At 62.3% G+C, this 21211-nt stretch carries 23 protein-coding genes; 16 read left to right on the forward strand and 7 right to left on the reverse strand.

The window, feature by feature from the left end; translation table 11 throughout:
- Positions 1–37: 37 nt before the first annotated feature.
- The 6 genes from SOP85_RS13705 (at position 38) to SOP85_RS13730 (ending at position 7311) form a co-directional block, all read left to right on the forward strand.
- Positions 38–979 (forward strand): LysR family transcriptional regulator, encoded by a 942-nt coding sequence (locus tag SOP85_RS13705; protein ID WP_323606827.1) that lies wholly within the window; start codon positions 38–40, stop codon positions 977–979.
- Between the two features lie 175 nt (positions 980–1154).
- Positions 1155–3986 carry a xanthine dehydrogenase family protein molybdopterin-binding subunit gene (locus SOP85_RS13710; protein ID WP_323627245.1) on the forward strand — a complete coding sequence of 944 codons (2832 nt, stop codon included), beginning with the start codon at positions 1155–1157 and terminating at the stop codon, positions 3984–3986.
- Complete coding sequence (locus tag SOP85_RS13715) at positions 3979–4518, forward strand: (2Fe-2S)-binding protein (protein WP_046817930.1); 540 nt, start codon at positions 3979–3981, stop codon at positions 4516–4518. The genes SOP85_RS13710 and SOP85_RS13715 overlap by 8 nt, the downstream gene beginning before the upstream one ends.
- Before the next feature lie 2 nt (positions 4519–4520).
- Positions 4521–5756, forward strand: a complete 1236-nt coding sequence (locus SOP85_RS13720; RefSeq protein WP_323627246.1) for a c-type cytochrome — start codon at positions 4521–4523, stop codon at positions 5754–5756.
- 1 nt (position 5757) lies between these two features.
- The gene (locus SOP85_RS13725) at positions 5758–6729 is read left to right on the forward strand and encodes an XdhC family protein (RefSeq protein WP_323627247.1); all 972 of its coding nucleotides are present in this window, start codon (positions 5758–5760) and stop codon (positions 6727–6729) included.
- 273 nt (positions 6730–7002) lie between these two features.
- Positions 7003–7311: a class I SAM-dependent methyltransferase gene (locus SOP85_RS13730; protein ID WP_274075399.1), complete on the forward strand. Its 309-nt coding sequence runs from the start codon at positions 7003–7005 to the stop codon at positions 7309–7311.
- Between the two features lie 32 nt (positions 7312–7343).
- On the opposite strand, the gene greB is transcribed toward SOP85_RS13730, so the two are convergent.
- Genes greB through SOP85_RS13745 form a run of 3 tightly spaced genes read right to left on the reverse strand, consistent with a single transcriptional unit; the run spans position 7344 to position 11080 of the window.
- Positions 7344–7856: a transcription elongation factor GreB gene (gene greB / locus SOP85_RS13735; protein WP_323627248.1), complete on the reverse strand. Its 513-nt coding sequence runs from the start codon at positions 7854–7856 to the stop codon at positions 7344–7346.
- Between the two features lie 36 nt (positions 7857–7892).
- Positions 7893–10397 carry an ABC transporter permease gene (locus SOP85_RS13740; protein ID WP_274075397.1) on the reverse strand — a complete coding sequence of 835 codons (2505 nt, stop codon included), beginning with the start codon at positions 10395–10397 and terminating at the stop codon, positions 7893–7895.
- A complete protein-coding gene (locus SOP85_RS13745; RefSeq protein ID WP_274075396.1) occupies positions 10397–11080 on the reverse strand; it encodes an ABC transporter ATP-binding protein in 684 nt (227 codons plus the stop codon). Before SOP85_RS13745 ends, SOP85_RS13740 begins: the two co-directional genes overlap by 1 nt.
- A 10-nt stretch (positions 11081–11090) precedes the next feature.
- Between SOP85_RS13745 and SOP85_RS13750 the strand changes: the two genes are divergently transcribed.
- From SOP85_RS13750 to SOP85_RS13760, 3 genes are all read left to right on the forward strand, one after another.
- Complete coding sequence (locus SOP85_RS13750; protein WP_274075395.1) at positions 11091–11696, forward strand: arylesterase; 606 nt, start codon at positions 11091–11093, stop codon at positions 11694–11696.
- A gap of 56 nt (positions 11697–11752) precedes the next feature.
- Positions 11753–12046 (forward strand): hypothetical protein, encoded by a 294-nt coding sequence (locus tag SOP85_RS13755; protein WP_008055299.1) that lies wholly within the window; start codon positions 11753–11755, stop codon positions 12044–12046.
- 699 nt (positions 12047–12745) lie between these two features.
- Positions 12746–13717, forward strand: coding sequence for a L,D-transpeptidase family protein (locus SOP85_RS13760; protein WP_274075394.1), 972 nt, complete (start codon positions 12746–12748; stop codon positions 13715–13717).
- Positions 13718–13841: 124 nt separating this feature from the next.
- On the opposite strand, the gene oprI is transcribed toward SOP85_RS13760, so the two are convergent.
- Complete coding sequence (gene oprI, locus SOP85_RS13765; protein WP_003183784.1) at positions 13842–14093, reverse strand: outer membrane lipoprotei OprI; 252 nt, start codon at positions 14091–14093, stop codon at positions 13842–13844.
- A 224-nt stretch (positions 14094–14317) separates the two neighbouring features.
- Between oprI and SOP85_RS13770 the strand changes: the two genes are divergently transcribed.
- Both SOP85_RS13770 and SOP85_RS13775 read left to right on the forward strand, forming a co-directional pair.
- Positions 14318–14629, forward strand: a complete 312-nt coding sequence (locus SOP85_RS13770) for a hypothetical protein (protein ID WP_274075393.1) — start codon at positions 14318–14320, stop codon at positions 14627–14629.
- Positions 14630–14732: 103 nt separating this feature from the next.
- On the forward strand, positions 14733–15020 hold the full coding sequence (locus tag SOP85_RS13775; protein ID WP_020800382.1) for a GNAT family N-acetyltransferase: 288 nt from the start codon (positions 14733–14735) through the stop codon (positions 15018–15020).
- Positions 15021–15092: 72 nt separating this feature from the next.
- Here the strand turns inward: SOP85_RS13775 and SOP85_RS13780 are convergent, their stop codons facing one another.
- Together SOP85_RS13780 and SOP85_RS13785 are read right to left on the reverse strand one after the other, a co-directional pair.
- On the reverse strand, positions 15093–16169 hold the full coding sequence (locus SOP85_RS13780) for a 3-deoxy-7-phosphoheptulonate synthase (protein ID WP_274075392.1): 1077 nt from the start codon (positions 16167–16169) through the stop codon (positions 15093–15095).
- 127 nt (positions 16170–16296) lie between these two features.
- Positions 16297–16740 (reverse strand): PilZ domain-containing protein, encoded by a 444-nt coding sequence (locus SOP85_RS13785; RefSeq protein ID WP_274075391.1) that lies wholly within the window; start codon positions 16738–16740, stop codon positions 16297–16299.
- On the opposite strand from SOP85_RS13785, the gene SOP85_RS13790 reads away from it, so the two are divergent.
- From SOP85_RS13790 to cysB, 5 genes are all read left to right on the forward strand, one after another.
- Positions 16739–17125 (forward strand): thioredoxin family protein, encoded by a 387-nt coding sequence (locus SOP85_RS13790; RefSeq protein ID WP_323606808.1) that lies wholly within the window; start codon positions 16739–16741, stop codon positions 17123–17125. The two genes, SOP85_RS13785 and SOP85_RS13790, sit on opposite strands and share 2 nt — an antisense overlap.
- Complete coding sequence (locus tag SOP85_RS13795; RefSeq protein WP_323627250.1) at positions 17122–18078, forward strand: putative 2-dehydropantoate 2-reductase; 957 nt, start codon at positions 17122–17124, stop codon at positions 18076–18078. The genes SOP85_RS13790 and SOP85_RS13795 overlap by 4 nt, the downstream gene beginning before the upstream one ends.
- Before the next feature lie 25 nt (positions 18079–18103).
- Positions 18104–19009 (forward strand): 5'-nucleotidase, encoded by a 906-nt coding sequence (locus tag SOP85_RS13800; protein WP_274075388.1) that lies wholly within the window; start codon positions 18104–18106, stop codon positions 19007–19009.
- 94 nt (positions 19010–19103) lie between these two features.
- The gene (locus tag SOP85_RS13805; RefSeq protein WP_274075387.1) at positions 19104–19607 is read left to right on the forward strand and encodes a universal stress protein; all 504 of its coding nucleotides are present in this window, start codon (positions 19104–19106) and stop codon (positions 19605–19607) included.
- A 112-nt stretch (positions 19608–19719) separates the two neighbouring features.
- Positions 19720–20694 carry an HTH-type transcriptional regulator CysB gene (gene cysB / locus SOP85_RS13810; RefSeq protein ID WP_008049066.1) on the forward strand — a complete coding sequence of 325 codons (975 nt, stop codon included), beginning with the start codon at positions 19720–19722 and terminating at the stop codon, positions 20692–20694.
- A 33-nt stretch (positions 20695–20727) separates the two neighbouring features.
- On the opposite strand, the gene SOP85_RS13815 is transcribed toward cysB, so the two are convergent.
- Positions 20728–21210: a GreA/GreB family elongation factor gene (locus SOP85_RS13815; RefSeq protein ID WP_323627252.1), complete on the reverse strand. Its 483-nt coding sequence runs from the start codon at positions 21208–21210 to the stop codon at positions 20728–20730.
- Between the last annotated feature and the right edge of the window lies 1 nt (position 21211).

Consider the following 21211-nt stretch of genomic DNA (forward strand, 5'->3'; position numbering starts at 1 on the left):
AACTGATACCCTAAGGGTATCGATAACAAGGCCCGCCATGACCACGCCCATCATCTCCCGCAGCCTGCTCAACCGCCTGCGCTACAAGCACCTGCACATGCTGGTGACGCTCAATTCCAGCCAGAACCTGCACCGCGCTTCGCAAAGCCTGAACATGTCGCAACCGGCCGCCACCCGCATGCTCCATGAAATTGAAGACATGTTTGGTTGCGACCTGTTCGAGCGTTTACCCCGGGGCATGCGACCGACGGCGCTGGGTCAGGAATTGATTCGCTTTGCCGAGTCGGCCATCAGTGGCCTCGACCGTTGCGCCGAGGACCTGATCGCGCGGCAACAGGGCGGTTACGGCTATCTGTCGATCGGCACCATCATGGGCGCGGCGCCGGACCTGGTGATGGATTCGATTGCCGAGATCAAGGCGCTCAACCCGCAGCTACGGATTCGCATCATGGGCGACACCAGCGACCAGGTGATCCAGTTGCTCGAACAGGGTCGCATCGACCTGGCCATCGCCCGGCGCAATGCCGCCACCGACAGCGAGCACTATGAATTCGAACAACTGGGCAACGAGCGCCTGCTGGTGGTCGTCCACGCCGGCCACCCGCTGGCCCGGCGCGAGACACTGGAGATGGCCGAACTGGTCAACGGCTGGCCGTGGATCCTGCAACCGGAAACCAGCCCGGCGCGCATCGGCCTGGACCAGGCCTTGCAACGCCTGGCCTTGCCACTGCCGGCGGACATCATCGAATGCAGTTCGGTGTACTCCATGCAGCAGCTGATTCAACTGACCGACGCGATCATGGTCCTGTCGGAAACCGCATTGCGCGACTACCTGAAAATGGGCTTGGTGGTGGCGTTGCCGGTTGAGCTGGATGTGCAATTGGCGCCGTTCGGGTTGTTGTTGCGCAAGGGCGAACACATCAGTCGGGAGCTGGGCCTGTTCATCGATCTGCTGCGTCGAAAAGCCGCGGTTTTTTGATTCCTTGGTCAGTTTTTTGTTTTCCGCGAGCGCATAAACCTTTAAAGTTAACCTTTCGGTCAGCTTTGCACTGTCATCACAGCCCTTTGCATCGTCAAGAAGGGCTTCTGCAAGACTCGAGATTTCCAGAACATAACCAGAAGGGCGGCCCCCATGACCGCCCATAGGATGATCCATGTCCAACCGTGAAATATCCCGGCGCTCGTTCCTCCAGGGCGGGCTGGTGGCGGGTGTGAGCGTGACGCTTGCACCGCTCGGCAGTCAGGCGCTGGCCGCCTTGATGGAAAACAGCGTGACCGTGCCGTCCGAGCAGTGGCTCGGCAACAACGGCCAGGCGCGCGCCCGTAACGATGCCTTGTCCAAGGTCTGCGGCAGCAAGGTCTTTGCCCGCGACATCCGTGCCAAGGACATGCCGGGCTGGCCGCAACAGCAAGGCCACGCCATGCTGCTGAAAACCATCAAGGCCGACCGCATCTACGCAGGTTATGACCTGTCGTGGCTCGGCGCCGACCTGCAGCCTGACCGCATCGTCACCGCCGACGACCTGGTCAAGGACGGCATCGTCTTCCCGGAAGAGCACGCGCCGGATCCGTTGCTGCCTGAAGGCAAGGTGCCGATGTTCATCGGTCACCCGGTGGCGATCCTGATCTGGAATGATTTCGAACGTTTCCGCCAGGCCAAGGCCCAGCTCAAGTTCAATGACAAAGCAATTCGTTACGGCGCCCAGGTGCCATATTACGAAGGCGATCCCTACGGCAGCTTCCGCTACGTGCGCGTGGGTGGCCCGACCTCGGCCGACGAAGACGAATTCGCCAGCCTCAAGGACTCGATCCTGTTCCCGATGCTGAAGAACCGTCGCCCGGTGTGGAATTCCCAGCCGAACCTGCACGGCAACCTGACCGAGCGCGGCCTGTTCTACGCCGACCGCATGAAGCAGCAGATCGATACGCCGCCGGACAACTGGCTGGTGTTCGACGAACGCTACAAGACCCCGTCGATCGAGCCGGCCGCCATGGAGCCGGACAACGGCAACGGCTGGTACGACCCGGCGACCAGGACACTGCACTTTGTGGTTGCGACGCAGTGCCCACTGGAGACTGCGACCGAGACCGCGAAGATGATCGCGCCGTCGCGTTTCGGCCTGGCCAACCTGAACATGCACCCTGGCTACACCGTCGGCTACGGCTCGAAAGACCATAACATCTTCGTCTACTACGCAGCCTTGGCGGCGTTGTACGGCGCCGGTGTGCCGGTGCGACTGGCCAACGACCGCTACGAGCAGTTCCAGAGTGGCATCAAGCGTCACCCGTTCGACATCCGCTACCAGCTGGCGGTGGACAAGACCGATCACAGCTTCAAGATCTTCCGCGCCGAAATGAGCGTCGATGGTGGCGGCCGGGTCAACTACAGCCCGTCCGTGGCAGCAGTAGGCGCCACGGCGGCGCAGTCGATCTACTACATGCCGCAGAACGACCTGCAGGTCACCGCCTATCACTCGCGCGCGGTAGAGGCCGGGTCGATGCGTGGCTACGGCACCCTGCAGAGCATGGCGTCGACCGAGATGATGGTCGACGAAATCGCCGATCGCCTCGGTGTCGATGCCATCGAATTGCGCCGCAAGAACGCCCTGCGTTCGGGCATGAAGAACACCCAGGGTGCGGTCCCGGCCGGTGCCTTGCGCCTGCACGAAATTCTCGACAAGGCCGCTGTCAACGAAGTCTGGAAAAACCGCAACGCGATCAAGCAACAGCGCGAAGCCGCCGACCCGGATAACTGGTATGGCGTCGGTTTCGCCATTTGCCAGAAAGACTTCGGCACCGGTTCCGAAGCGCCGATGGCCAGCATCGAATACACCGTTGACGGTCGCATCACCCTGCGCCACATCGGTATCGAAATCGGTACCGGCATGTCCACCTCCCAGGCGATGGTGGTGGCCGATTTCCTCGGCAACCCGGCGCACGAAGTGAAGACCGGCGAAACCGAATGGAAAGAGCTGCAACTGATCAGCGGCGGCAACCCGTACATCATGAGCCAGGCCGAGCAGGACAACTTCCTGCGCAACCCGCGCTGGGTCGGCAAGGTCGCGTCGGCGTCGTCGGCGACCAACTCCGCCTACTACTTCAGCCACGCCACCCGTGAAGCGGCGCGCGTGCTGTTCAACCACGGTTTGTGGCCGGCGGCGCTGGAGATCTGGCGCCAAGGCCCGTTCGGCGGCCAGGCCAACCCTTACGTGGTGCGCCGCGAAGACGCCCATTGGGTCGATGGCAAACTCACCGCCAACGGCATGGAACCGCTGCCGTTCGACGTGCTGGCCAAACGTGCCCACGAGCGCGGGCTGGTCACCGGTGCCACGGTGCACGGCTTCAACCGCTGGAGCTGGGCCGAGGCCGAGTTCAGCATCGATGGCGTGCGTGAGCGTCTGCCGCTCGATGGCCTGGCGGTCAAGTACGGCGACGGTGCACCGAAGGCGAAGAAGGCGCAAATGAGCAGCGCCGGTTTCCATCTGCTGGACCGGCAGAACATCGCCTACCCGGCGACCCAGTTGAACAACGCGGCGGTGACTTACTACAGCCCGGTGGCGACGCTGGTGGAAGTGAAGGTCAACAAGGGTTCCAACGAAGTGTCGGTGCTCAATCACCACTCGTGGGTCGAGTGCGGCCGGGTGCTGGTGCCGGAACTGGTCAAGGGCCAGCTCGAAGGTGGCATCGCCATGGGCATCGGGCATGCCTTGATGGAAGAAATGCCGCTGTACGAAGGCGGGCCGGGGGAGGGCGACTGGAACTTCAACCGTTACCGCCTGCCGATGGCGCGGCACGTGGCGGTGTGGAAACAGACCGCGGAAATTCTCCCGCCATTGTCGCCAAGCGACCCGTCCAAGGGCATTGCCGAGGTGGTGATGATCCCGGTGGTCGGCGCCATCGGCAACGCCGTGGCCCACGCCATCGGCAAGCGCGTTCGCGACCTGCCTATCACTTCTGCACGCATCAAGGAGGCCCTCAATGGCTAACCGTCCGCTTCAACTGACCCTCAACGGTCAATCCGTCGGCCCGGTGGACATCCCTGATGACCTGCCGATGATCGACTACCTGCACGAATACAAGAACCTCACCGGCTCGCGCCTGGGCTGCGGCCAGGGCATCTGCCATGCCTGCGTGGTGATCGTCGACAACCCCGACGGCACCAGCGAGGAAGTGCGCACCTGCATCACCGGCGCGCACTATTTCGAAGGCAAGAAAGTGCGCACCATCGAAGGCCATGCGAGCCGTGACGAGCAGGGCAAGGTCACCGAGCTGAACCCGATCCAGCAGCGCTTCGTCGACGAATTCGCCTTCCAGTGCAGCTACTGCGCACCGGGCTTCGTCAATGCCGCGACAGTGCTGGTGGAAAAGCTGCAGCGCCAGCCGATCGTCAAGAGCCAGCTGGAAAAAGTCATCGAGGACAGCCTCGGTCATCACATCTGTCGTTGCACCGGGTACGTGCGCTACTACAGCGCCACCCGCAACGTGCTGACCGATCTCGGCCTGGTCAAGGAGGGTTGAGCATGAAGCATCTAATGACCCGCCTGACCCTGGCGGTCGGCCTGGCTGCGCCTGTGTTGCTGGCGCAGGCGGACGATCAGGTGGCTCGTGGGGCTTACCTGGCCCGCGCCGCCGACTGCATGGCCTGCCACACCGCGCCGGGTGGCGCGCCGTACGCAGGTGGCCTGCCGATCGTTTCGCCGTTCGGCACGATCTACGGCACCAACATCACCCCGAGCAAAGAGCACGGCATCGGCCTGTACAACGATGACGAATTCTTCGCTGCGCTCACCGAAGGCAAGCGTCGTGATGGCGCCAACCTGTACCCGGCGATGCCGTACACCTCGTATCACCTGATGCCGCGTGAAGATTCCGACGCGATTCACGCCTACCTGAAAACCGTCGCGCCGATCGAACGTGCCGCGCCGGTCACCAGCCTGAGCTTTCCGTTCAACGTGCGCCTGGGCCTGATGGGCTGGAACATGATGTACGGCAAGGACGTCAAGCTGGAACCGGCCGAAGGCAAGAGCGAAGCCTGGAAGCGCGGCCAGTACATGGTCGACGTGCTCGGTCACTGCGGCGAATGCCACACCCCACGTGGCTTGCCCGGCGCGATGCAGCAGGACAAACGCATGACCGGCGGCATTCTCAACGGCTATCTGGCCCCGAGCCTGCTGGCCACCGACCTGGCCGCGCGCGGCTGGAATCACCAGGACCTGAGCTCGTTCCTCAAGCACGGCATGAGCGCCCAGGGCACCATGTTCAACGAGATGTTCCCGGTGTTCCACAACAGCACCCAGGGCCTCAGCGACCCGGACCTGGCGGCGATGGCGACCTTCCTGCTCGGTGATCAGCCACCGGCGGCGAAAGTCCTGACCGACGTGCCGCTGGACCAGCTCAGCGCCAGTGCCCAGCGCGGCCGTCAGGACTACCTGAACGTCTGTGCCGGTTGCCACGCGCCAGGTGGCGAGGGCAAGCCGCACGTCGCCGTGGCCATGCGTGGCAATACCACCTTGCGCCTGGAAGACCCGCGCAACCTGGTGCGGGTGATCGACGATGGCATTGGCGAGCAGAAATTCTCCGGCTTCGAACACATGCAGCCGATGCCGGGTTTCGCGCAGAAGCTGAGTGATGAGCAGCTGACCGATCTGTTGAATTACCTGCGCCAGGGCTGGGGCGGTCAACCGGGTGACCTGGCCTTGGGCGATGTGCAGAAGCTGCGGGCCGACGCGCCGCCGCTTGAGCACAAGGCGCACTGACATGCAGCATCTGGATCTGCAGGTGGTGCGGCGGGCGCTGGCGTGGTCGATAGGCGGGCAGCGTGTCTGGCTGTGCACTGTGCTTGCCACCTACGGCTCGGCGCCCCGGGCGCCGGGTTCGTTGCTGGCGGTGAATGCCGGCGGGCAGTGGATCGGATCGTTGTCCGGCGGCTGTGTCGAGGAAGACTTCCTCGCGCGCGTCGGCGAAGGTGCATTCGAGCAAGCGGTCAGCGTCGTGCGCTACGGCGAAGGCGATGACCCGCGCTCGCGGGTCAGCCTGCCCTGCGGCGGTGTGCTCGATGTGCTGGTGGAGAAGCTTGAGCCGGTCTGTGAGGTGCAGGCGCATCTGCGGGAGCTGGAGTCGGCGCTGTTGGGCCGGCGTCGGCTGATCCGTGAAGTCGACCTGGCCAGCGGCGCGCGCAGTCTGTTGGATGATCGCGAGCAGGGCGTACGCGTCGAACGCGAGATCGATCGCGTCAGGCTGCGCATCGGCGCGGCGCAGCGCCTGTTGCTGGCCGGTTATTCCAGTGTCGCGCAGGCCTGCGCGGAGTTTGCCGTGGGCCTGGGTTTCGAGGTGATCCTGTGCGATCCGCGGGACGAAGTGCTGGAAGGCGTGGTGCTGGACAACGTGGAAATTCGTCGTCAACTGCCGTCGGTGTTCATCGCCGACGGCGGCTGCCACAGCGACACGGCGGTGGTGGCGCTGACCCACGATCCGCGCATCGATGACCTGGCGATGATGGAAGCGGTGCGCACCGACGCGTTCTACATCGGCGTGATGGGCTCCCTGCAGACTTCGCAAAAGCGTTTCGAACGGCTGCGGCGCATTGGTGGGCTGGGGGAGGCGCAACTGGCGCGGATCCATGCGCCCATCGGGCTGAACCTGGGCAGCAAGACCCCGGCGGAAATCGCCCTGGCGGTGCTCGCCGATATCCTGCGCATTCGCAGCGGGATCGCTCGCGATCGCCTCTGATGCAGGCCCTGTCAGGGGCAAGGCTGGTTTAGAACAAGGCTCGTCGCTGGATTGGACGAGCCTTTTTTGTTGGGCGTCATTCTTGACACTGTCCGGTCAGCTTCTCTAGGATGCTGCCCATGCGCCGATTTAAACAGCTACTTGCGGGGCGCCAGGTGACTTCATTCAGTTGCCGACAGAAGCTTGAAGCAGGCTTCGAAATACCGCTAAAGCGCTGGTTCGGTGTTGCCTCTCACCTGCCATGCAGACTTTTTGAGGCAGAGACACGACACGATGAATGCACTAAACCCCGTTGTACGTCCTGCGCCGATCACGGCACATCTCACCCAGCGCAATCCAAAAATCCTGCTTGGCGGCAAACATCAGCCGACGCTCCTGCGTTACCTCGATGGTTGGCCACGGCGTACCGGTGGGCCCGCCGCCTTCCTGATCCAGTTTGTCGAAGACGGTGAATCCCTGGCGCGCTTTGCCACGGACAGTTTCGACCTGGCGGTGATTCAGTCGCCCAGCGTCGAAGACGCCCCTGAAATGATCCGGCAACTGACCCGCGTCGCCCGGCAAGGGCTGATTACCCGTCGCTGATTACCCGTCGCTGAGGCTCATGGCGCTGCGGCTCATAGCGCTGCGGCTCGTAGATACTCGATCGCCACGATATACACACACTGCTCACCCGTCGGTGTCTGGACCCGTACTTCGGCGTCCAGTGCCTTGCCGATCAGCGCGCGGGCCAATGGCGAGTCAATGCTGATCAGGCCCTGTTTCAAATCCAGCTCATCCGGCCCGACGATGCGATAGCGCGACTCCTTGCCGTCCTCGTCCTCGATCGTGACCCAGGCGCCGAAATACACCTTGTTCGGGTCGCTGGGTTTTTCACTGACGACCTTGAGTGCTTCCAGGCGTTTGGTCAGGAAGCGCACGCGGCTGTCGATCTCGCGCAACATCTTTTTGCCGTAGGTGTACTCGGCGTTTTCCGAGCGATCGCCCTGGGCTGCCGCTTCGCTGACCGCTTGCGTCACCTGGGGGCGGCGGACGTGCCACAGTTCATGAAACTCGGCGCGCATCCGCGCTTCACCTTCGGGGGTGATCAGCGCGGTGCCGGCGGAACGGGGAGGGCGATAACGGCTCATGGCAACTTTTCTTCGAATCAGGAGCGCCTGAGTCTATCAACCCTCGCGCAGGACTGTCAGGGGGCTGGCGTTCAGGGCGCGCCGGGTGCCGAACACGCCGGCGCCACCGATCAGCACGGCGCCGATCAACGGCAGCACCAGCAGCCACGGATGCGGATGCCAGGGCAGGTCAAAGGCGTATCGGTAGAGCACCAGGCTGACGACTTCCGAGCCCAGCGCCGCCAGCAAGCCGCTGACCGCACCCAGCAAGCCGAACTCGATACGTCGCGCCTTCACCAGCAGTTGCCGTTCGGCCCCCAGTGCTCGCAGCAGCGCGCCCTGGCGGATGCGTTCATCCAGCGTCGCCTGCAAACCTGAGAACAGCACCGCCATGCCCGCCGCCAGCACGAACAACAACACGTACTCCACCGCCAGGGTGACCTGGGCGAGGATGCTGCGCAGTTGCGCCAGCAACGCCTCGACCTGCAGGATCGTCACCGCCGGAAAACTGCGCGACAGGTCGACGATCTGCTGGTCATGCCCCGCCGCCAGATAGAAGCTGGTCAGGTAGGTAGCCGGCAGATCCTTCAAGGTGCCGGGCTGGAAGATCATGAAGAAGTTCGGCTGGAAGTTGTCCCAGTTGATCTCCCGCAGGCTGGTGACTTTGGCCTCGCGATTGGCCCCGCCCACGGTAAAGACCAGATGATCGCCGAGCTTGAGCTTCAGGCTTTCGGCGACCTTGCCCTCCACCGACACGCCGGGGATTTCATCCGGCGGCTGCTGCGGCCACCAGTTGCCGGCGGTGATCGTGTTGCCCTCAGGCAGGTCGGCCGCCCAGGTCAGGCTCAGGTCACGCTGGATGGCCCGGTCACCGGCCGATTCCTTGGTGACGATTTGCTGCACCGGTTCGCCGTTGATGCTGATCAGCCGCCCCGGGACTACCGGATACAGTGGCGCCGATTTCGCCGACAACGCGATCAGGCGATCGGTGAACGCCTGCTTGTCCGCCGGCAGGATGTTCAGGGCAAAATAGTTCGGTGCGTTCTTCGGTAGCTGGTTCTGCCAGGTGTCCAGCAATTCGCCGCGCAGCAGGGCGATCAACGCCATCGACAGCAGGATCAGGCCGAATGCCAGGGCCTGCCCAGCGGCTGCCAATGGGTGGCGCAGCAACTGGCCCAGCCCCAGGCGCCACGGCAGGGAGGCGCGGGCCAGCAGGCGGCGCAGGCTTTTCAACAGCAGCAACAGCAGGCCGCCCAGTACCAGTGCCGCGACCACGCCGCCGCCGAGCAGGGCGAAGGTCAGTACCAGGTCCAGGCTCAGGCGCCACATGATCAGCCCGAGGGCGCCCAATGCAGCGCCGTAGACCATCCAGGTGCTGGAGGGAATCGGCAGCAGGTCCCGGCGCAATACACGCAAGGGCGGAACCCGACCCAATGCCGCCAGCGGCGGCAGGGCAAAACCGGCCAGGGCTACCAGCCCGGTACCAATCCCGGCGATGGCGGGGAACAGGCCGCCCGGTGGCACGTCGGTCGGCAGCAAGTCATGCAGCAGGGCAAACAGTCCCAGCTGCGCCAGCCAGCCGATGACGGCGCCACTGAGGCTGGCGAGCAGGCCGAGCACGGTCAGTTGCAAGCTGAACAACACCATGGTTTCCCGACGGGACAGGCCAAGGCAACGCAACAGCGCGCTGGCATCGAAGCGGCGAGTGGCGAAGCGAGTCGCCGACAACGCCACGGCCACCCCGGCCAGCAGCACCGCCACCAGGCTGGCCATGTTCAGGTAGCGCTCGGCCTTGCCCAGGGCGCCGCCAATCTGCCGGTTGCCATCGCGGGCATCCTGGATCCGCTGGTTGGCCGCCAGGCCGGGCTTGATCAGTTGACGATAGGTTTCCAGCGCCGCTGCATCGCCGCGCCAGAGCTCGCGGTAGCTGACCCGACTGCCGGGTTGCACCACGCCAGTCGCCTGCAGGTCACCGAGGTTGATCAACACCCGCGGCGTCAGGCTGTAGAAATTGCCGGCGCGATCGGGCTCGTAGGTCAGCACTCGTGCCAGCTTCAGGGTTTTCATGCCGACGTCGATGCTGTCGCCGATCTTCAGGTCCAGCGCCGTCAGCAATCGTGCCTCGACCCAGGCCTCACCGGGTTTCGGCCCGCCGCCGGGTTCTTCCGGGGCGAAAGGCTCAGGGGCGCTTTTCAGTTCGCCGCGCAGTGGGTAGACGTCGTCGGCGGCTTTGATACTGGAGAGCTGGATGCCGTTGTCGGTGGCGATGACGCTGGAGAACTCCACCACTTGCGCATGCTGCAGGCCCAGCTCGGTGCCGCTCCTGATCTGTTCGGGGCGTGCTGGCGAACTGCCTTCGAGCAGCAGGTCGGCGCCGAGAAACTCGGTGGCGCGCAGCATCATCGCGCCATTGAGGCGGGCGCCGAAGTAACCGATGGCGGTACTTGCCGCCACGGCCACGACCAGGGCGAAGAACAACACGCGCAATTCACCGGCGCGGGCATCGCGCAGCAACTGGCGGACGGCGAGACTGAACAGGCGCAACAGCGGCAGACGTGCCATCAAGGCTCCAGGGGGGCGACCAGCAGGCCGGCTTCAAGACGGATCAGGCGCCGGCAGCGGTGTGCCAGGCGTTCATCGTGGGTCACCAGCACCAGGGTCGTGCCGCGCTCCTGGTTGAGTTCGAACAGCAGGTCGCTGATGCGCTCGCCGGTGTGGCTGTCGAGGTTGCCGGTGGGCTCGTCGGCGAACAGCACATCGGGTTCGGCGGCAAACGCCCGGGCAATCGCCACGCGCTGCTGTTCGCCTCCTGAGAGCTGGCGTGGCGAGTGGGTCAGGCGTTGCCCCAAGCCGACCCGCTGCAACAGCTCGGTGGCGCGGCCGCGGGCATCCTGGCGGCCATCGAGCTCCAGCGGCAGCATGACGTTTTCCAGGGCGTTGAGACTGTCGAGCAGCTGGAACGACTGGAAGACGAAGCCCACATGCTCGGCACGGATGCGTGCGCGCTGGTCTTCGTCGAGGTTGCTCAGGCCCTGGCCGGCGAGGGTGACTTCGCCGCTGCTTGGCAGGTCAAGCCCGGCCAGCAGGCCTAGAAGGGTGGATTTGCCGGAACCGGAGGCGCCGACGATGGCCAGGCTGTCGCCCTTGTTCAGTTCCAGGCTGAGTTCGTGCAGGATAGTCAGTTCACCTTCCGCGCTAGGGACCACTTTGCTGAGGTTCTTCGCGGTGAGAATGCTTGCGCCCATGGAGAATCCGATGCGTGTGTGGTTTTTGAGTGCTGGCCTGGCCTTGATGTGCATGGCCCAGAACGCAGCGGCGGGTACAGTCCTGATCGTTGGCGATAGTATCAGCGCCGGTTTCGGGCTGGATACCCGCTTGGGGTGGGTGTCGTTGCTCGAGCAGCGGCTCAGGCGCGAAGGTTTCGACGATAAGGTGGTCAATGCGTCCATCAGCGGCGACACCAGCGCCGGAGGCCAGGCACGCCTGCCGGCGCTGCTTGCAGAGCATAAGCCGGATCTGGTGATCCTGGAGTTGGGGGGCAATGACGGCCTGCGCGGACTGCTGCCATCGCAATTGCAACAAAATCTTGCGTCGATGATTCAGCAGTCCCAGCAGGCGGGCGCGAAGGTGCTGCTGCTCGGCATGCAATTGCCGCCCAATTACGGCGCTCGCTACACCAAGGCCTTCACTGAGGTTTACAGCAACCTGGCCGATGAGAAAAAAATCCCGCTGGTACCGTTTTTCCTCGACGGCGTGGGCGGTCATCCGGACCTGATGCAGGCCGATGGCATACACCCGGCAGCCGGGGCCCAGGACAAGTTGCTGGAAAATGTCTGGCCTACGCTAAAACCGCTGTTATGACACTTTTCTAGGAGCAGGCTTTCGGCTAAGGTGGCGCCCCCGATTTGGAGCCCCCGATGCCGCGTTCTGCCTGGTCACTTTATGCCTATCAACTGATCGAGCCTGACGAACAGCTGGATCTGTTCGCCTGCCAGGAAGTGCGGGTACACCTGGTGACCCGACAACTGGAGCTGGGCGGCTCGGCGGACCGGACCCTGTGCGGCAGTCTGCTGCCGGCCCAGCCGCGCTGGTCGAACGTCGACCGCCGGGTGTTCCAGGACCAGCGCCTGTGCTCGTTGTGCCGGGCCATTCTTGAATCGCAGAAGCGCGGCACGTCGCCAATCTGGCCGGAGTTGCGGTTCGAGCTTTGATCCTTTCTGCGGTGACGGCGGCTTCGTTGGCGGGTGAAAACCCGGTAGGAGCTGGCTTGCCAGCGAAGGCGGCCTCATGGCCGACCAATCTCCCACAGATGTACTCCGATCAAACTGTAGGAGCCGGCTTGCTGGCGATGGCGGCCTCATAGCCGACCCATCTCCTGTAGATGTACTCCGCTCAACTGTAGGAGCCGGCTTGCTGGCGATGGCGGCCTCATAGCCGACCCATCTCCTGTAGATGTACTCCGATCAAACTGTAGGAGCTGGCTTGCCAGCGAAGGCGGCCTCATGGCCGACCCATCTCCCACAGATGTACTCCGCTCAAACTGTAGGAGCCGGCTTGCTGGCGATGGCGGCCTCATAGCCGACCCATCTCCTGTAGATGTACTCCGATCAAACTGTAGGAGCGAGCTTGCTCGCGAAAAACGTCTGGACACCGCATTCATTCAGACAGCGCACGTCATCGTTGACGACCATCGCTGCGATGCGGCGACCCGACAAGCCAGCTCCTACAGGTAAGAGGCAAGCCATAGACGGCCGTTACCGCAGTAATGGATATGTACTCCATCAACAAACAACAGGCCGCCAGGAAATGCCTTGCATCGCCTGCACTACCCGCGACCTCCCCGAAATAACGGCCGGCGGTGTACAATCGCGTTCTTATACCCTCTGTCGATCATGCAAAGGATTTTCCGGATGTTGCCGCGCTTTCCCGCCGTCACCCGCTGCCTGACACTTGCCGCCCTCTGTGTAGCGGGTCCCGTCGCAGCATTGGAGCTACCCCTGCCACCGCCTGGTGAAGACATCGTCGGTCAGGTGCAAGTTATCCAGGCCAAGTACGAAGACACCTTCGCCGACCTGGGCACGACCTACGACCTGGGTTATTCGGAAATGGTCGCGGCCAACCCTGGCGTCGATCCATGGCTGCCTGGCGCCGGCACTGAAATCGTGCTGCCGACCCGCTTCATCCTGCCGCCGGGCCCGCGTGAAGGCATTGTCATCAACCTGGCCGAGTACCGCCTCTACTACTTCCCGAAAGGCAAGAACGTGGTCTACACCTTCCCGCTGGGTATCGGCCGTGAAGGCTGGGGCTCGCCGATTGCCCACACCAGCATCATCGCCAAGACGCCGAACCCGACCTGGACGCCTCCGGCGTCGATCAAGGCCGAGCACGCCGCTGATGGTGATCCGCTGCCAAATGTGGTGCCGGCCGGCCCGGACAACCCCCTGGGGCCGTTCAAGTTCACCCTGGGGACTCCAGGCTACCTGATCCACGGTTCGAACAAGAAGTTCGGCATCGGCATGCGCACCAGCCACGGCTGCTTCCGCATGTTCAACAACAACGTGCTGGAGATGGCGGGCATGGTGCCGGTCGGGACGTCCGTGCGGATCATCAACGATTCCTACAAGTTCGGCGTGAGTGGCGGCAAGGTTTACCTGGAAGCGCACACACCGCTGGACGACAAGGGCAACCCGTCGGTGGTCGACAAGCACACTGCCGTGATCAACGCGATGCTCAAGCGTGAAGACATCACCAACAACCTGCGCATGAACTGGGATGTGGTACGTGATGTTGTCGCGGCCGAAGATGGCCTGCCGGTGGAAATCGGCGTGCCGAACACGACCGCGCCGATGGTGACGAGTGCACCGATCGATCCGCTGCAGTAATGCCTGAAACAAACCCGCCGACGCAGGCCGCGTCGGCGGGTTTTTTATTGGCTGCAGGAAACAGCAGGCAATAAAAAAGCCGACCCAAAAAATGGGTCGGCTTGATAATAATCCCGAAGGACTATTACTTGCGGCTAGCTTTTTCCAGCATGCGCAGAGCACGCTCGTTAGCTTCGTCAGCAGTCTGTTGTGCTTTTTGAGCAGCAGCCAGAGCTTCATCAGCTTTACGGTAAGCTTCGTCTGCACGAGCCTGGGAGCGAGCTGCTGCGTCTTCAGTAGCGGTCAGACGTGCTTCGGTTTCTTTCGATGCGCTGCTGCAACCGGTAGCCAGAACTGCGGCCAGAGCCAGAGCAGAGAATTTCAGAACGTTGTTCATCGTGTTCCCCTTCAAGGACTTTCTAGTAAGTGGCTGTCTCCTCCGAGTGAGGAAATAGCCGGCGTACATACTACCCATTACTTGTCGTAAGTAAACTGACGTGAAGCAAGAAGCAAAAAAAATTGTAGGCGTTGATTCTTTTTCGAGCAACTTTTAACTGCGTTGTATAAAAAATATCCAGCTAGAAGGCCCGAGATGAGCGAGCCGCCAAGGAAAAGTTCCCCATGCCCAAAGCTCTTTTTGCGGTCTTGGCTAAAGTCCATCTAGATGCATTCGTCTACACTTTTGTTCGGAATTTGCGTGGCGTCTCTCATATCTTTCTCCATGTTACAGGTGACTTTAACGAGGGGCGCTCGTCTTATGTCTCAACATCCGGCAATGTTCAGGCTACCGACCGCTGCAAGACCCTCGGTCGAGCTGTTCCTGCGTTATCCACAGCAGCACCCGCCAACCAGCATGATGACGAGCGAACCTTGAGCATTTCTGCCAATGGCGCCTACTATTTGTACGTGCTCGGTTGCGCGAGATCGGTGTAGCTTTTCTCGGTGTCGATTCAGGCACGGGGTGGCGTAGTTGTTCCTTCGCCGGAAAAACATCGGTAAGGTAGGGGTCAGAAATCCAGACCCGCGAGGAGTAGTGATGAGCGAGGCGTTGTCCATCCACCATGACCAGGCTGGTCATCAATTCGAGACCAATGTGGACGGTCATCGTGCCTACCTGACCTATATGGATCTGGGGAAACAGACCCTGGATATCTATCGCACGTTTGTGCCCAACGCATTGCGCGGTCGCGGCATCGCCGCGGCCCTGACCGAACAGGCGCTGCAGTACGCCGAGGAAATGGGCTATACCGTCATTCCCTCGTGCTCCTACGTCGAGCGCTACATGGAGCGTCACCAGCGTCATGCTGCCAAGCTGAGCCAGTGACCTGCAACGAATCGGATGCATAAAAAAACGCCGGGCTCAGCCCGGCGTTTTTTTGTCTGCGGCAAGCGTCGGTCAGGTGCGTTCGCGTTTTGGCAGCACTTCCTTGAGCTTGGCATGCATGCTGCGCAAGGTGTTCTCGGTGGCCGTCCAGTCGATGCAGGCATCGGTGATCGACACGCCGTATTGCAGGTCGGCGAGGTCTTTCGGAATGGCCTGGCAGCCCCAGTTCAGGTGGCTTTCGACCATCAGGCCGATGATCGACTGGTTGCCTTCGAGGATCTGGTTGGCGACGTTTTCCATCACCAGCGGTTGCAGGGCCGGGTCCTTGTTGGAGTTGGCGTGGCTGCAATCGACCATGATGTTGGGCTTGATCTTCGCCTTGTTCAGTGCCTGCTCGCAGAGGGCGACGCTGACCGAATCGTAGTTCGGCTTGCCGTTGCCGCCGCGCAATACGACGTGACCGTAGGCATTGCCCTTGGTGGTGACGATCGACACGCCACCTTCCTGGTTGATGCCCAGGAAGCGGTGCGGGCTGGAAACCGATTGCAGGGCGTTGATCGCTACGGTCAGGCCGCCATCGGTGCCGTTCTTGAAGCCGACGGCCGAGGACAGGCCGGAGGCCATTTCCCGGTGAGTCTGGGATTCGGTGGTGCGCGCGCCGATGGCCGACCAGCTGATCAGGTCCTGCAGGTATTGCGGGGAGATCGGGTCGAGCGCCTCGGTGGCGGTCGGCAGGCCCATTTCGGCCAGGTCCAGCAACAGTTGGCGACCGATATGCAGGCCATCCTGGATCTTGAACGAGTCGTCGAGGTACGGGTCGTTGATCAAGCCTTTCCAGCCAACGGTGGTGCGTGGCTTCTCGAAATACACGCGCATGACCAGATACAGGGTATCGGACACTTCCGCCGCAAGAACCTTCAGGCGCTCGGCGTACTCGTGGGCCGCCTTGATGTCGTGGATCGAGCAGGGCCCGATGACCACGAACAGGCGATGGTCGGTGCCATCCAGAATATTGCGAATGACTTCGCGGCCCTTGGTGACGGTGCGCAGGGCGGCATCGCTCAGGGGGATATCACGCTTGAGCTGGTCGGGAGTGATCAGCGTCTCGTTGGAAGCGACGTTTAGGTCGTTGATCGGTAAATCAGCCATCGTTTACTCGTCAGGTCACGGGTGCCGGCCGCCAGCGAACCCGCGCGGCGGAGCACAGCAAATTAAGCGCGTCGGGGAACGGAACCTTAGCGCGTTACACCGTGGCTCGACAATGGGCTGGCCCGGTTTAATCCAGCACAGCCTGTGCAAAAGCCTTGCGAACCGTGTCGTGGGAGAACTCGTCGGCATGTTGCTGGACCCACTCCAGGGCCAGGGCCTGGATATCCTGCAGATCGTTGTGGGCATCATGCTGACGGCAGTAGCGCTCGATCTGGCACACCTGCTCGCCCATGCGGGCACTGAAAAGCGTCTGTTCGTCGACGAAGGCGATGCCGACCAGGTAGCCGCGCTTGCGTCGCAGGCACCAGGCTACGTAGCCCAGGAAACACAGGTCCGGGTTCAGGCTTGGCATGCGTACCTGCAGCGCCGTACCGTGGCGCCAGGCGCGGTGATAATTGCAAGCCATGCCCCCGAGGCTGATAGTGTGCAGCTGTTGGCGGGAGATGCACTCAGGTTTGAGCAACGTCAACTCGACAGGTATATCGTCAGGATGAGGAAGAAAACGTCCCATGAGCACGGACTCCATGTGTCGGCCATCTGACATTGTTTCCCCCAGTATAGTGGTCGAATTGGAACTGACCGATTTCGACGCCGACCAACGGCTGCTGGCAATGAACGGCGTATCGCTGGTGATTTTCACCAGTGTCGGCTGCGCCAGTTGCCGTTTTGCCCGCGAGCAGCTGCCTGCGCTCGATCTGGATGTCGATCGATTGTGCTGGATCGACGCTGGCAACAATGGCGGGGTGGTCGAGCGTTATCAGGTCTTTCACTTGCCGGCGCTGTTTGTCGTACGCGACGGCGAATTCTTCGGGGCACTAAAGTCGCGCTTGACCCGCACCGAGCTGAACACGGCCTTGGGGCAGGCGCTCAGTAGAACAGCAGAGGAGTTGCCATGACGGGAGCAGTTGCCAAGCCGAGAATCGGCATAATCGGGACCGGTGCCATCGGCGGGTTCTACGGGGTGATGCTGGCGCAGGCCGGGTTCGATGTGCATTTTCTGTTGCGCAGTGAGTTTGCCGCGGTGGCCGAGCGCGGGTTGCAGCTGCACAGCGCGGTACATGGCGCGCTGACGCTGAATCCGGTGCAGGCCTATTCGGCGGCCGAAGACATGCCACCCTGCGACTGGTTGCTGGTTGGCGCAAAAACCACCAGTAACCGCGACCTCGCGCCGGCCATCGTGCAGGCCGCCGCGCCGAATGCCAGGGTGCTGCTGTTGCAAAATGGCCTGGATGTCGAAGACGACCTGCGTGAACTGCTGCCCGACGCTCTGCATGTGCTGGGCGGGCTCTGCTATATCTGCGTGCATCGCCAGGGGCCGGGGGTCATTACCCATCAGGCGCTGGGGGCGGTGCATGTCGGCTATCACAGCGGGCCGGCGCCGGGTCAGCCTGAACGTGCGGCCATTGTCGAGGAGGGGGTTGGGCTGTTCCGTGCGGCCGGCATTGACGCCCAGGCCATGGCGAACCTGCACCAGGCGCGCTGGCAGAAACTGGTCTGGAATATCCCGTACAACGGCCTGTCCGTGCTGCTCGGGGCGAGCACTACGCCGCTGATGGCCGATGCCGACAGCCATGAGTTGATCCGGTCGCTGATGGCCGAAGTGATCCAGGGCGCAAACGCCTGCGGTCACGAAGTGCCAGCCAGTTATGCCGAGCAGCTTTTGCAGGTGACGCAGCGAATGCCCGACTACTGGCCCAGCATGTACCACGACTTTCTGCACAAGCGGCCGCTGGAACTGGAGGCCATATATGCCCGGCCACTGGCAGCGGCGAAGGCCGTCGGCTGTGACATGCCGCGCATCGAGGCGATGTATCGCAGCTTGAGTTTCATCGATCGACGTAATACCTGAGTCGATCTATCAGAGGGGGAAGGGGATGCCAAAGACCATAGACGACAAGCTGGTGCTGGCGATTTCGTCGCGAGCGTTGTTCGACCTGAGTGAAAGCCACAAGGTCTATCTGTCGAGTGGCGTCGAGGCCTACCGGCAATATCAGATCGAGCACGAAGACGAAATCCTCGAGCCCGGTGACGCCTTCCCGCTGGTGCAGAAACTCCTCGCCCTCAATGCCCACCTGGGCCGCGCCCGGGTCGAGGTGATCCTGGTGTCGCGCAACAGCGCCGACACCGGCCTGCGTGTGTTCAACTCGATCCACCACTATGGCCTGGCGATTTCCCGTGCGGCGTTTGTCGGCGGGCGCAGTCCATATCCCTACCTCAAGGCCTTTGGCTGCGACCTGTTTCTCTCAACCCACGCCGAAGACGTGCGCAGTGCGCTGGACGCCGGGTTCGCTGCGGCGACCATTCTGTCCGGTGGCGCCAGCCGTGCGGCCAGCGATGAACTGCGCATTGCTTTTGACGGTGATGCCGTGCTGTTTTCCGACGAGTCCGAACGCGTCTATCAAGCCGGTGGCCTGGAAGCGTTCCAGGCCAGCGAGCGCGAAGCGGCTCGCGAGCCCTTGCGCGGCGGGCCGTTCAAGGGCTTCCTCGCCGCCCTTAATCTGTTGCAGCGCGAATTCCCGGATGACGCCTGTCCGATTCGCACGGCACTGGTCACGGCGCGCTCGGCGCCGGCTCATGAGCGGGTGATCCGCACGTTGCGCGAGTGGGATATTCGCCTGGATGAATCGCTGTTCCTCGGTGGACTGACCAAGTCGGCCTTCCTTGAAGCCTTTGCCGCGGACGTGTTTTTCGACGATCAGGCCGGCCATTGCGAGTTGGCCCGCGAAGTGGTCGCCACCGGCCATGTGCCACATGGCATAAGCAACGAGCAAAAGGTTTAAGCCCGCCGTTCAACGTGTTACGCCGGACGTCGTACTCGCCAAGGCACTGCTAAGCTGAATCAATCTCCGCCATGTTGGCACGCGAGGAGGTCATATGATTCGTTCGATGCTGTATGCCACTGACCTCGGGCTGTATGCACCTGTGGTGATGCAGCATGCCCTGGAATTGGCGCGAACATTCAATGCCGACCTGTATGTGGTGCACGCCGTCGAACCCATGGGCTTGTTCGCCGAATCGGTGCTGCAGAGTTATCTCGACGAGCAGGCGTTGAACGAATTCCATAGCCAGGGTCTTAACACCGTGATCGCCAGCATCGAGCAGCGGGTGCTCGACAATTTTCGCGAAGAGCTGGGCGACGAGGGCGAGCAGGACCTTGAGCGGATCAAGGCGGTGCGGGTGCTGCAGGGTGATCCGTCGCAGGTGATCCTCGACCAGGCGCACAAACTCTCGGTGGATTTGCTGATCGTCGGTAGTCACAGCCATGGTGCGGGGGCGGAAACGCCCTTGGGCCGGACCGCCGCCCGGGTGTTGCAACTGTCCACGGTGCCGGTCTACCTGGTGCCGCTGGTGCAACGTCGTCGCCAAGGGGATCGCTAGAACACGAATAATGGCCTTTTGATAAAAAGTTCTAGATTTATTCTTCAAACCATTAATATAGTTATATACCGTCGCTGATGCCCGTGGCGTCTACCTGCTTTGAGGGATTCATATGAAGCTCCAACAACTGCGCTACATCTGGGAAGTGGCGCACCACGACCTCAACGTTTCCGCTACAGCCCAAAGTCTCTACACCTCTCAGCCGGGCATCAGTAAACAGATCCGCTTGCTGGAAGACGAACTGGGTGTCGAAGTGTTCGCCCGCAGCGGCAAGCACCTGACCCGCGTCACTCCGGCCGGTGAGCGCATCATCACCACCGCTGGCGAAATCCTGCGCAAGGTCGAAAGCATCAAGCAGATCGCCCAGGAATTCTCCAACGAGAAGAAAGGCACCCTGTCGATCGCCACCACCCACACCCAGGCGCGCTACGCCTTGCCGCCGGTGATCAGCAATTTCATCAAGCAGTACCCGGATGTTGCCCTGCACATGCATCAGGGCTCGCCCATGCAGATCGCCGAGATGGCCGCTGATGGCACCGTGGATTTCGCCATTGCCACCGAAGCCCTCGAGCTGTTCGGCGACCTGGTGATGATGCCTTGCTATCGCTGGAACCGCTGTGTGGTCGTGCCCCAGGGACACCCGCTGACCAAGCTGTCGAAATTGACCCTCGAGGCCCTGGCCGAATACCCGATCGTCACCTACGTGTTCGGTTTCACCGGCCGTTCCAAGCTCGACGAAGCCTTCAGCCACCGCGGCCTGACGCCCAAGGTGGTGTTCACCGCCGCTGACGCCGACGTGATCAAGACCTACGTGCGCCTGGGCCTGGGTGTGGGCATCGTGGCGAAAATGGCCGTCGATACCAAACTCGACAGCGACCTGGTGGTACTCGATGCCAGCGAACTGTTCGAGTCCAGCGTGACCAAGATCGGTTTCCGTCGCGGCACCTTCCTGCGGGGCTTCATGTGCGACTTCATCGAGAAGTTCGCTCCGCACCTGACCCGCGAAGTCATGGCCAAGGCCATCCAGTGCCACAACAAGCAGGAGCTGGAAGAGCTGTTCGACGGCGTCGAACTGCCTGTTCACTGATAGCCCGTCCTGCTGCGCCGGCAGGACAGCCGGTCAAACCACCTCGGTGACAGCGAACTGTTGCCGAGCGCCCGCCACCAGAATCTCCACCTCGTCGCCTTCGAACTTGCCCAGCAGGCTTTTGCCCAGCGGCGAGCGCGGGGTGATGACGGTAATCAGTTGCCCCACCAGGTCAACCTTCAGCCCCGCCGCATCCGGTGCCAGGAACAGCCACTGCTCGCGGCCCTTATCGTCTTCCAGGCCGAGCAGGGCACCGATCTCGATACCCCGTTGATCGTCATAGGGACGCAGTGTCAGGTTCTGGCAAAGCGCCAGTGACAGGCGAATCTCTTCGACCCGCCTGGCCTGCCCGGCGGCCAGGTAAGACGCTTCCAGGCCCAGTGTGTCGTACTTGTTTTCGGCGATGTTTTCTTCGTGGGTCGCGGTTTCGTAGGCGGTTTGCGCGGCGCGCTCGGCAATGTCGAGATCGACTCGCAGCTTGTCGAGAATCAGTTGGTGCACGGTATGCTTATTCATG

This window comes from Pseudomonas sp. YuFO20, from assembly GCF_035064975.1.
Taxonomy (GTDB): Bacteria; Pseudomonadota; Gammaproteobacteria; order Pseudomonadales; family Pseudomonadaceae; genus Aquipseudomonas; species Aquipseudomonas putida_AE.